The 13,304-nt window shown below is 74.6% G+C and carries 1 protein-coding gene (only partly in view); it reads right to left on the bottom strand.

What is annotated here, in order from left to right; translation table 11 throughout:
* On the bottom strand, positions 1 to 13,304 hold the beginning of the coding sequence (locus ACWIBS_RS10060) for an LPXTG cell wall anchor domain-containing protein (RefSeq protein WP_376128778.1). It extends 17,437 nt beyond the left edge of the window; only the first 13,304 of its 30,741 coding nucleotides appear in the window; it begins with the start codon at positions 13,302 to 13,304; its stop codon lies beyond the left edge, outside the window.

Genomic DNA, 13,304 nt, shown 5'->3' with positions numbered 1-13,304 from the left:
ACCGAGACGCCGGCCGTGACGTTGCGGGCGAGCGTCGTGAGAGCGCCGTGGTTGGCGATCGTGAGGGCGAGCGCGACACCGATCGCGGCATCCGTCGCATCGAGCACGGCAGAGGACGCCGTCGTGGCGGCGGTCGCCTTCTCGATCGCCGCCATCTCGAGGGTGCCCGTGATCACGAGCACGCCCGTGCCGATGCGCGTCGTCGTCGTGACATTGGACAGGGTGACCGCGACGGCGGGGGCGATCGCGACGGATCCGCCCGCGGCGCCCATGCGGGCCTCGGTGACCGCCGTGTCGTGTGCCGTCGCGGTGAGGGTCACGTGGCGCGCACCCGTGAGGCTGACGCCGTCGGCGATGTCGGCCGTCGTGCTGTCGGTGATCAGGTTGAGGGCCACCGAGGCGCCGACGCCCGCGTCTCCCGTCGAGACGACGCCGGCTCCGTGCGGCAGGGCGGTCACGGTCGTGGCCACCCGGCTCGCGGCGGTGAGGGTCGCGTCGCCGCCCGTCAGCACGACGGTGCCGTCGATGCCCGCGCGGGTCGTGTGGTTGACGACGGCGAGGGCGAACGAGCCCGCGACCGAGATCTTGCCGCCACCCGCGCCCGAGACCGCTGCCGCACCCATCGTCGCGGTCGTGTCGGCGCCGTCCGCCGTGACCGTCGCCCTCACCGCGAGGTTCTGCGCGCGCACCGTGAGGTGTGCGGGCACCTCGGCGCTGTTGCGCACGTTCGCGAGGGTCAGAGCGACAGCGGCGCCGATCGTCGCATCGCCGTCGCCGGCGGCCGATCCGTCTGCCGACGACGCGGCGTCGGTGTTGGCGCTCGAGGCGAAGCGCACGCTGCCGCCCGCCGTGATGCTCGTCGACTCGACGATGGTCTGCGCGCGCACAGTGGCGAGGGTGATCGCGATGGCCGCGGCGACGTTGACCGAGCCGTCGCTGGACTCCGCCGTCGGGGCCGCCTGGTCGCCCGAGGTCTGTCCGCCGTTCGCCCCCGCGACGCCGTCGGCGTGCGCGCGCTCCCCCGCCGCGAGGTCATTGACGCCCGTACCGGCGCCGCCGCCCGGGTTCTCGGCGTCGCCCGAGTCGGCGTCGTTCTCGGGGGCTCCTGCCGCCGACGCGACGGCGTTCGACGTCGTCGACGAGATGCTCGATGCACCGAGCACGACATCGACGCCCGCCGTGACGGATCGGGCGAGAACGGATGTCACGGTGTGATTGGCGATCGTAAGCGCAAGGCTCACTCCGACGGCGGCGGTCGCGGCATCCTCGGTCGATGACGATGCCGTGGTCGACGCGGTCGCCTTCTGCGCCGCTGTCGCCGAGAGCGAGCCGGTCACGTTGAGCGTTCCGGTTCCGATGCGCGTCGTCGTCGTGACGTTCGACAGCGTGATCGCGACGGCGGGAGCGAGGGAGACGTCGCCGCCCGCAGCACCCATGCGGGCCTCGGTCACGGCGGTGTCCGTCGCCGTCGCCGTCAGGGTCACGTGGCGGGCGCCGGTCAGGGTCGAGCCGTCGGCGATCTCGCTCAGCGTGCGGTCGGTGATGATGGCGAGGGCGACGGATGCGCCGAAGCCGAAGTCACCGGCATCCGTCACGCCCGCGCCCGCGGGGAGCGCCGAGACCGTCGTCGATACCGAGCTCGCCGTCGTCAGCGTCGCATCGCCGCCCGTGAGGACGACGCCCCCATCGATCGCTGCCCGCGTCGTGTGGTTCACGACGGCGAGGGCGAACGACCCGGCGACCGAGACGCTGCCGCCACCGGCACCCGCGACGGACCGCGCCGAGAACGTCGACGTCGTATCCGCGGCATCCGTCGTCGTCGTCGACACGATCAGGTTCTGGGCACGGACCGTCACGCCGGCCGGGACCGAAGCCCGGTTGTTCACGTTCGCGAGGGTGATCGCGACCGCCGCGCCGATCGTCGCGTCGGCACCCTGCGACGCGGATCCATCAGCGCCGGCTTCGGCGTCGGTGTTCGCGCCCGTTGCGAGGGTCACCGTGCCGCCCGCCGTGATGGTGACGCCCGACGAGATCGCGGTCTCCGCGGTGACGGTCGCGAGCGTCACCGCGACGGCGGCCGCCGCATTGACGCCGCCCTGCGACGACTCCGCCGCGGGGGCGGCACCGCCGGCCGCACCCGCGCCGCCGTTCGCACTCGACGTCGACGACGCGAAGCCGCGCTCGGACTCGATGGCCTGATCGACGCCGGTGCCCGATCCTCCGCCGCTCGAGTCTCCGGGAGCGCCCGCCGCGGAGGCCGACGCCGTCGAGGACGATGACGAGACACCGCTCGCGCGCAGAGCGACATCGACGCCCGCGGTCACCGACCGGCCCAGTCGCGAAGCGACCGTGTGACCGGCGATCGTCAGGCCGAGACCGATGCCGATGCCCGCGTCGCCGGCACCCGTGACAGCAGCCGACGCGATCGACGACGCCGACGCCTTCTGCATCGCCGAGGCCGACAGCGAACCGGTCAGAGCGAGCACACCGCCCGTGCCGACACGGGTCGTCGTCTCAACGGTCGAGAGTGTCACCGCGACGGCGGGCGAGAGCGCGACGCCGCCACCCGCGGCACCCATCCGGGCTTCCGTCACAGCGGTGTCCGTCGCGGTCGCGGTGAGCGTCGCGTGACGAGCGCCGCCAAGACTCGCGCCGTCGCCGATCTCGGCGAGAGTGCGGTCGGTGATGAGGTTGAGAGCAACGGATGCACCGAAGCCGAAGTCACCGGCATCCGTCACCCCCGCTCCGGCGGGCAGAGCTCGCACGGTGCTGGCGATGGCGCTTGCCGCCGTGATCGTCGCATCGCCGCCCGTGAGGACGACGGTGCCGTCGACACCCGCCCGCGTCGTGTGATTGACGACGGCCAGGGCGAACGACCCGGCGATCGAGACGCTTCCGCCGCCGGCACCGGCGACGGACTGCGCCGAGAACGTCGATGTCGTATCGGCGGCATCCGTCGTCGTGGTCGAGGACACGATCAGGTTCTGGGCACGGACCGTCACGCCGGCGGGGACCGAGGCACGGTTCTGAACGTTCGCGAGGGTGATCGCGACCGCCGCGCCGATCGTCGCGTCGGTACCCTGCGACGCGGATCCATCAGCGCCGGCTTCGGCGTCGGTGTTCGCGCTCGTCGCGAGGGTCACCGTGCCGCCGGCCGTGATGGTGACGCCCGGCGAGATCGCGGTCTCCGCTGTGACGGTCGCGAGCGTCACTGCGACGGCGGCCGCCGCATTGACGCCGCCCTGCGACGACTCCGCCGCAGGGGCGGCACCGCCGGCCGCACCCGCGCCGCCGTTCGCGCTCGACGTCGACGACGCGTGACCGCGCTCCGCTTCGATGGCCTGGTCCACGCCCGTGCCGCCGGCCCCGCCACCCGAGTTCTCGGGAGCGCCGGCCGCGGAGGCCGACGCCGTCGACGCCGACGACGAGACACCGCTCGCGCGCAGGCTCACATCGACACCGGCCGTCACCGATCGGGCCAGCCGCGACGCGACCGTGTGACCGGCGATCGTCAGTCCGAGACCGACACCGACGCCCGCGTCGCCGGCACCCGTGACAGCAGCCGACGCGATCGACGACGCCGATGCCTTCTGCGTCGCCGACGCCGTCAGCGAACCGGACAGCGCAAGAACCCCGCCCGTGCCGATGCGGGTCGTGGTCTCGACCGTCGACAGCGTGACCGCGACGGCGGGCGAGAGCGCGACGCCGCCACCCGCGGCACCCATCCGGGCCTCGGTCGTCGCGGTGTCCGTGCTCGTGGCGGTGAGTGTGAAGTGGCGCGCACCCGTGACCGACCCGCCGTTCGTCAGGCGCGCGATCGTGCGGTCGGTGACGAGATTGAGAGCGACGGATGCACCGAAGCCGAAGTCACCGGCATCCGTCACGCCCGCCCCCGCGGGAAGAGCCGAGACGGTCGAGGTTGTGGCGCTTGTCGCTCCGATGGTCGCGTCACCGCCCGTGAGGGCGAGCGTGCCGTCGACGGCAGCGAGCGTCGTGGGGGTGACGACGGCGAGCGCGAACGATCCCGCGATCGAGACGTTGCCGCCGCCGGCGCCCGCGACGGAGCGAGCCGAGACGTCCGAGGCGCTGTCGTCATCGACGACGTGCACGCCCGCGACGACCGTCGCGTGCTGCGCCGCGATGCGGGCTCCCGTCGGAACGACGGCGCGGTTGACGAGGTCGGCGAAGGTGATGGCGACGGCGGCGCCGATCGTCGCGTCCGTCCCCTGAGATGCGGAGCCGTCGGCCGCGGACGCCGCGTCGGCGTTCGCAAGGCTGTCCAGGGCGACGCGGCCCGCGCTCGTCACGACGATGCCGCCCGTGAGCACCGACTCGGCCTGCACGGTCGACAGTGTGACGGCGACGGCCGCGGCCGCGTTGACGCCACCCTGCGACGACGACGCGCTCGGCGTCGCGGCGTCACCGCTCGTACCGCCGCCGTGCGCCGTCGCGACGCCGTCGGCGTGCGAGCGCTCGGCCGCGATCGCGCCGTCGACACCGGATCCGGCCGCGCCGCCCGTGTCGTCGCCGGGCGCGCCGGCGGCAGAGGCCGATGCGGTCGAGGTCGCGGTCGAGCGCACGAACGTCGAGAGCGTGATGTCGCCGGCCGCCGTGAGACTGCGGGCGAGCTCCGTGCGAGCGGTGTGGTTCGCGATGGCGAGTGCGACACCGATGCCGATGCCGGCGTCACCGGCGCCGAGAGTCGAGGACGACGCCGTCGAGGACGCCGACGAATCGAGCACGGCGTCGAGATCGATGACGCCCGTCGTCGAGATCAGTGCGCCCGTGCCGACACGAGCCGTCGCCGTGTCGGTCGACAGCGCGACAGCGACGGCGGGAGACAGAGCGACACCGCCGCCGGCTGCGCCCATCCGGGCTTCGACGGTCGTCACGGTGCGTCCCGTCGCGTGCAGCACGAGCGAGCCCGCACCCGCCACCGAGGCGCCGTTCCCGATCTCGGCGGTCGTGCGGTTCGTCACGATCGCGAGGGCGACGGATGCACCGAGGCCGAGGTCACCGGCATCCGTCACGCCGACTCCCGCGGGGAGCGCGCGGACCGTCGTCGTCGAGCGCGACACGGCGGTCGATGTCAGGGCGCCGCCCGTCAGCACGACGGTGCCGTCGACACCGGCGCGGGCCGTGCCGTCGACGATCGCGAGCGCGAACGAGCCGGCGACCGACACGCTGCCGCCGCCCGCGCCCGCGACGGAGGTCGCGGCGACCGTGGAGACCTCGTCCGCCCCGTCGAGCACGAAGGTCGCCGTGGCGGTGAGTGCCCGCGCGCGAACGGTCGCACCGACCGGCACGACGGCGCGGTTGACGGTGTCGGCGAGGGTGATCGCGACGGCGGCGCCGATCGTCGCGTCCGTTCCCTGCGATGCGGAGCCGTCGGCTGCCGACGTCGCATCGGCGTTGACGCCCGTCGCGAGCTGCACGGTGCCGGTCGCGACGAGCACGACGCCCGCTTCGATGACGGTCTCGGCGCGCACGGTCGAGATCGTGACGGCGACCGCCGCGGCGGCGTTGACACCGCCCTGCGACGATGTCGCGCTCGGCGCCGCCGACGTCGCGGCCGCGCCGCCGTGCGCCGCCGACGTGTCGGAGGCGTGCGCGCGCTCGGCTTCGACGGCGGCATCGACGCCGGGACCGGAGCCTCCGCCGTCGTCGTTGCCCGGTGCCCCGGCTGCCGACGCGGATGCCGTCGAGATCGCGGTGGAGATGTTCGTCGCCTGCAGCAGCACGTCGCCCGACGTCGTCAGACTGCGACCGAGCACCGCCGTGGACACGTGCGTCGCGAGAACGAGGGCGACGCCGAGCCCGAGGCCCGCGTCGGTCGCGGCGAGGGTCTGCGACGACGCGGTGGCCGTCGCCGTCACACGCTGGGCTGCGGTCACGGTGAGCGAACCGGCGAGGGTCGTCGCCGCGCCCGCGCCGATGCGGGCCGTCGTGGAGACATCCGAGAGGGTCACCGCGACAGCGGGCGACAGGGCCACCCCGCCGCCGCTCGCGCCCATGCGCGCTTCGCTGGCTGCCGCGCTCGTGCCGTCGGCGGTGAGGGTCAGTCCGTCGACGCCGGTCAGCATCGCGCCGTTCGCGATCTCTGCCGACGTCATCGCCGTCACGAGGGCGAGCGCGACGGACGCGCCGAAGCCGAGGTCGCCCGCGTCGGTCACGCCGATGCCCGCGGGAAGCGCGGCGACCGTCGTGCGGATCGACGACAGGGCGACGAGGGCGACGTCTCCGCCCGTGACGGTGCCGGCGATCGTCGCGCGCACGGCGTGGCCGACGATCGCCAGCGCGAACGAGCCCGCGACCGACACGGAGCCGCCACCGGCACCGGCGACGGAGCGCGCCTCGGCCGTCGAGACGCCGTCTCCTGTGGGCACGGTCTGGTCGGCGCGGACGGTGAGCGACGCGGCGCGCACCGTGGCGCCCGCCGCGAGTTCGGCGTCGGTCGCTCCTGTCGCGAGGGCCAGGGCGACAGCGGCGCCGATCGTGGCGTCCGCGCCCTGCGATGCCGAGCCGTCGGCGCGCGACGACGAGTCGGCGTCCGAGCGGGCCAACACCGTAACGATTCCGGATGCCACGACCGCGGCACCGGGCAGGATCGATGCCCGCGTCGCGATGTCGGTCATGGTCACGGCGACCGCGGCGGCCGCGTTGACTCCGCCCTGCGACGACGTCGCGCTCGGGGTCGCTGCGGTGCCCGATCCGGCGGCGCCGTGCGCCGCGGCGGTCTGATCGGCGTGGTCGCGCTCGGCACCGATCGCGGCGTCGACGCCGCCACCGGAACCCGGGTTCTCGGGAGCCCCTGACGTCGACGCCGTCGAGGTCGACGTGCTGTTCGCCAGCGTCCGCGCCTCGAGCGTGAGCGACGCGGCGGTGAGCGAACGGCCGAGGCCCGCCGTCGTGAGCACGTTCGCGATCGTGAGGGCGAGGGCGACGCCGATGCCCGCGTCACCGGCGCCGACGACGAGCGCGCCGGCGGTCGCGGTGGCCGTCGCCTGCTGGTCGGCGAGCACGGTCGCCCCGCCGTCGACCGAGAGGGCGCTGCCCGCACCGATCGTCGCGGCGACATCCGTCGTCTGCATGACGACCGCGACGGCGGGCGCGATCGCGACGCCGCCTCCCGAGGCCCCCATGCGCGCGTCGGCGGTCACGGTCGATGCACCGACCGCCGTGAGCGACAGTCCCGTCGCGCCCGTGACGGCGCCGTCGAGGGCGGCCGCGGTCGAGGCGGTGACGAGAGCGAGCGCGAAGGATGCTCCGATGCCGAGGTCACCGGCATCCGTCACGCCCGCACCCGAAGGAAGAGCCGACACCGTGATGACGTGAGCGGTGGATGCCGCGACGGCGAGCGCGCCGGTGAGCGATGCCGTTCCGGCGAGCGCGGCCGTCGTCTCGAGCGTCGCGATGACGATCGCGACCGACCCGGCGACCGAGACGTTGCCGCCGCCGGCGCCCGCGACGGAGTGCGCGTCGATGCGCGAGACGCCGTCGTCGGATCCGGTGACGGTGCGCGCCGTGAGCTCGAGCCCGGGTGCCGTGATGCTGACGAGCGCGGGAACGGTCGCGGTGTTCACGACGTCGGCGAGGACGAGGGCGACGGCGGCGCCGATCGTGGCGTCGGGGCCCTGTGAGGCCGAGCCGTCGGCGCGCGCGACGACATCGGTGTCCGCCGCACTGTCGAGGTGCACGACACCCGTCGAGACGATCGCGATGCCGGGCGCGAGATCGATCGACGATCGGATCGTCGCGAGCACGACCGCGACGGCTGCTGCCGCGTTGACCCCGCCCTGTGATGTCTCGGCGGCCGGCGTCGCGGCGGAGCCCGTTCCCGCGCCGCCGTGCGCCGTCGAGACGTCGTCGGCGTGACCGCGCTCGGCGGCGACCGCGGCGTCGACACCCGAGCCGGCACCACCGCCGGGGGCTGCGGGATCGGCGCCGGGGGCGTTCTCGGGGGCACCGGATGCGGAGGCGGTCGAGGTGGCCGTCGCGTCCGACGTATCGTGCGCCGCGAGGTGGACGCCCGTGGAGGTGACGCTGCGGGCGAGCGCGGCACGCGTCGTGTGGTCGGCGATCGTGAGCGCGACGGCGATGCCGACACCGGCATCGCCCGCACCGACGACGACGGCACCGGCCGTCGTCGAGGCGGACGCGGTCTGTCGCGCCGCGATCTGCAGGGCGCCGACGAGTGTCGAGGCGGCGCCCGATCCGACGCGCGCGCGGGTCGACACGGTCGAGAGGGCGAGCGCGACGACGGGCGTGATCGCGACGCCTCCGCCCGATGCGCCCATGCGAGCCTCGACCGTCGTCGTCACGGTCGTGTCGGCCGTGATCGTGACCTGGGTCGCGTCTGGCAGCGTCGCGCCGTCGGCGACCTCGGCGAGAACGCGGACCGTGACGAGCGACAGCGCAACCGACGCGCCGAGGCCGAGGTCACCGGCATCCGTCACGCCCTCGCCGGCGGGAAGAGCGGTCGTCGATGTCGTGACCGTCGCACCCGACCCGATCACGAGCGTGCCGCCGCCGGCGGAGCCCGCGAGCGTCGCCGCCGTCTCGACGTCGACGATCGTGAGCGCGAAGCTGCCGGCGACCGAAACGGCACCGCCGCCCGCACCGGAGGTCGCGTGCGCGCCGATCGATGAGCTCGTGTCGGCGCCGTCTGCGATCGTGCGCGCGACGAGGACGACAGCGGGCGCCGTGACGACAGCGCCCGTGTCGATGCGCGCACGGTGGGTGACCGTCGCGAGTGTGATCGCGACGGCCGCACCGATCGTCGCGTCCGTGCCCTGCGATGCGGATCCGTCGGCGGTCGCGGTCGCGGCGGTGTTCTCGCCGGAGTTCAGTGAGACGGACGTTCCCGCCGAGACGACGACGCCGTCGAGGAGGAGCGCCTGCACGTCGACGGTCACGATCGTGAGGGCGATCGCGGCGGCGGCGTTGATCTGACCCTGCGACGTCGACGCGCTCGGTGCCGCAGCCGACGAGCCGGCGGATCCGCCCGCCGCGGTCGACACCGCGGTCGCGTGGTCACGTGTCTGGGCGATCGTCTCGTCGACGCCGGGGCCCGCGCCACCCCCGGGGTTGGCGGGGTCGCCCGAATCGGCGGGGTTGTCGGGAGCCCCGCCGGCCGACGCGGCGGCGGTCGCCGTGGAGCGCGAGACGGACCCCGTGCTGAGCGATACGGTGCCGGCGACGGTCGCGCTGCGTCCGAGCTCGGCGCGCACCGTGTGCGTCGTGAGGGTGAGGGCGATCCCTGCTCCGACCGCGGTGCCCGTGTCGCTGCCGGTCGCGGCTCGGGCTTCGCTCGACGCGATCGCGCGCTGCCCCGACGTCAGTGACAGGCTGCCCGACAGCACGAGCGTCGCACCCGTGCCGATCGCGGCGCGCGTCGTGACGGTCGAGAGCGTGACGGCGGCGAACGGCGCGATCGCGGTGTCCCCGCCGCGCGCCGAGCCCTGCGCGACGGCGGTGGCAGCATCCGCCCCCGCCGCGGTGATCGCGATGTCGGTCGCGCCCGTCACGGTCGCGCCGGCGCCGATCGACGCGATCGTCACGTGGTCGACGCTCGTGAGGGCGAACGCCGCGCCGATGCCGGTCGTCGGCGCGCCGGCTCCCGCGTCGGAGAGGAGTGCGCGCGTCGTGGTCTGCGACGTCGACGTCGCCGAGATCGACAGGGCGCCGCCGCCCAGCACGACGATGGTGCCGGGGGCGAGTCCCGCTGTCGCGCGGAGGACGACGACCGAGATGGCGACGGATCCGGCGACCCCGAGGTCGCCTCCGGATCCCTGTCCGCCGGTGGCTGTCGTGGTGAAGCGGTGCGAGGCGTCGGGGATGCCTGCCGCGTTCTGCGGGGCGATGCCCGCGATGAGCTGGAACGAGTCTGCGGTGATGCGTGTGGAGGGGCCGGCCTCGGCGCGGACGGTGACGTCCGCCAGGGTGATCGCAACGGCCGCGGCGATCGTTGTGCCGCTCGGGGGGCCGCGCGTGGACGGAGCCCCGGTCGCGGTCGTCGTGACCGAGAGGTTGCCGAGCGACTCGAAGCGCACGGTCGGCGCGATGAGCGCGACGCCCGAGACCGACGTGTCGGCGGTGAGCTGGTGGATCGTGAGGGCGAAGGCGGCCGTCACGGTGACATCGCCCTGCGGCGTGCTCGGTGTCGGGATCGGCGTCGACCCGCTGCCGCCCGTGCCGCCGACCGCGGCTCCCTCTGCCGGTGCCGCCTGGTCGGCCCAGCCGCGCGCGTCGCCGGCTGCGGCCGCGGGCGTCTGCGCGGAGGGCGCTCCCTCGCCGGGTGCGCCGGTCGCCGAAGCGGATGCCGTCGTGGTCGACGACGCCATCCCCGTGGCGCGGAGCGTGATCGCGACGGCAGCGGTGAGATCGCGAGCGAGCTCGGAGCGCACGACGTGGTCGGCGAACGTGAGGGCGATGACGGCGGAGACGGCGGCGCCGCCCTCGGCGGACACATCACCGGCGGCGGTCGTCGTGACGGGTGCCATCTGGGTCGCGCTCGACGAATAGGCACCGGTCAGCACGAGAGGCGCGCCCGCTCCGAGACGTGCCCGCGTCCAGACGTTCGAGATCGTGACGGCGAGCACCGTCGAGATCGCGGCATCCGATGCGACACCGCCGCGCGCTTCGGCGAGTGCGGGTGCTGTCGTCTCGGCCACGAGAGTCAGGTCGCGCGCACCGGTCAGGACGGAACCGTCGGCGACCTCGGCGATCGCCGTGTCGTTCACGACGGTCAGCGCGATGCTCGCGCCGATTCCGGTGGTCGCTCCGGCCTGCGCACCCGGCAGGGCCTGCGCGACCGTGGCGTTGTCGGCGCGTGCCGTGAAGATGAGATTCGTCCCGGGAGCGGAGACGGTGACGCCGGGCTCGATCGCAGCGCGCGTGTGGAACGTCGCGACCGTGATCGCAAGAGCCCCGGCCGCCCCGACCGACGAGGCGCCGCCGGCGCCCGACGTCGACTGCGCGCGATACTCGTTCGCTTCGGCGGCCGTGCGAGGCGCGGCGACGGCGCTGACCGTGACGGTCGGCGCGACGATCGCGGTATTGCCGATGTGCGCGCGGGTGCGGGTGTGGGCGACCGTGATCGAGACGGCGACGCCGACGCCCGTCGCCGACGAGGCGACGGCGGACGCGTCCGCGTCGCTCGTCGCCGACCCCGACGCGGTCGCCGAGACGGTGACGCCACCGGGGGCGGTCACGGCGAGCGGTGCCGCACCGCCGAGCACGGCGGTCGCCTGCGCGTCGAGCTCGGTGAAGGCGAGTGCTCCCGCGACGCCGATCGTGCCGCCCGGCGCCGATGCGTATCCGTCGGGCTGCGTCGCGGTCGCGGTCGCGTCGCTCGGCGACGTGCCGTTGGCCGTCGCGCCGCCGGGGCTCGCGAGCGCGGCGGTCGTGAGCGTGTGCGTCGCGTCCGCCGCGACGGTGAGGATGCCGCCCGTGACGACGCCCTGCGCGGCGGTGGAGTCGATCGTCGCCGACGTACGGATCGTCGCGCGGGTCGTCGCGATGGCGGCACCGGCGCTCGCGCCCGTGGCATCCGCCGTCGTCGCCGCCGTCGTCACGGTCGTCGCGGTGAGACGCGCCGCGCCGCCCGCGAGGATCGACGAGGTGCCGCCGACGTGCGTCGTGGCCGCGTTGTCGATCGTCGCGACGGCGAGAGCGGCGTCGCTGTCGCTGCCGTCGCCCGTGCCGGTCGAGGTCGTCGTGAGGGCGACGGTCGACGTGCTCGCGAGCACGACGTCGACCGCGGCCTCGATGCGCGATGCGCCGTCGAGGCGGACGGTCGCCGCTGCTGCGCTCGAGCCGAGCGCGATGCCGTCGGTCGCCGTCGCGTCGACCGTGCTCGTCGCCGTCGCGGACGCGGTGACGGTTCCGCCGCGGACGATCGCGTCGGTGAGCAGCACCTCGGCGATCGCGGCCGTCGCATCGGCCGAGGCGGCGATCGCCGCGAGGGTCACGTCGGCGGTTCCCGCGTCGAGCGTCGCGCCGTCGAGCACGATGCGCGTCGCCTCGAAGCGGAACGTCACGCCGTGGAAGACGATGACGCCCGTGATCCGGATGACGGCGCCGGCGCCGGTCGTCGTGACCGTGAACGATCCGGTCGGCAGGACCGACTGCGCCGCGAACGCGTTCGTGAGGCTGCGCACGAGGATGTACCCGAGGTTGTCGGCGTCGGGTGCGACCTCGATCGTGTCGCCGTCGGTCGCGTCGTTGAGCGTGAAGTCGACGACGGGGTCCGCGGCCTGCGCGGCCGTGACGTCGGTGTGCGTCGCGTCGGTCTCGGTCGCGTCGGTGGATGCGGCATCCGCGGCGCCCGTCCCGGCATCGGCGTCGACCTCACCGGTCTCGCTGTGCGTCGCGTCCGTCGTGTCCGTCGCGACGGCCTGGGACGCAGCATCCGTCGCGTCCGTCTCGGACGCAGCATCCGTCGTGTTCATGTCCGCGGCGGCGTCCGTCGTCTCGGCGGCGTCCGTCGTCTCGGCGTCGCCCGGGATCGTCGCCGTCTCGGTGTCGTGCTCCGCGACCTCGGCATCGCCGATCACGATCTCGCCGTCGACGACCTCGAGCGAGCGCACCGACAGCATGGCGGGCGCGCCCTCGACGTCATCGGTCGGGGTGGGGTCGGGGGTCGGGGCCGGGTCGGGCGTCGGCACCGGATCCGGTGTCGGCACGGGGTCGGGCGTCGGGATCGGCGGCACGGGCGGGGTCGGCGGCTCGGGCGGCGTCGGCGGTGTCGGAAGGCCCGGGATCTCCGGCAGCGGCGGCGGCGTCGGGGCCGATCCGATCGTGCCGGGCCCGACCGTCCCGGGACCGCAGGTGAGGCTCGTGCTGCTCGTGCTCGTCGACGATTCGGAGGTGCCTGCGCCCGTCGGAGATCCCGTCGAGACCTGTCGGCAGTTGGGGCCGAACGGCGAGACGGGAGGGGCGGGGGCGGGGGCGGGGGCGATTGGCACGACATCGACGTAGACCAGCGTGCGAGCGCCGGAACGCGGCGCGGGAGCAGGTATCGGGGCGGGCTCTTCCGGCGCGGGCACGTCGACGACGACGGGTTCCGACGCCGGTTCGGCCTGCCGCTCGATGAGCGGAAGCGGGGGCGTCCAGGTCGAACGAGGCGTCTCGGCGACGGGCGTTTCGACAGCGGCGACGAGCGAGGCCCCGGCCACCTGGCCGAACGCGAGACCGACGCAGAGCGCGCCGACGAGGGCCGTGCGCCACGCCGACACACCGACCGACGCCACGCGCGCGCGGCGTCCCCTGCGTTCCCCTGTGAAAGGGGGTCTCTGACTCAT

Source organism: Microbacterium sp. NPDC055442, from assembly GCF_053644215.1.
The sequence above is the reverse complement of the archived record's forward strand: the minus strand, read 5'-3'. Positions and strand labels throughout refer to the sequence as shown.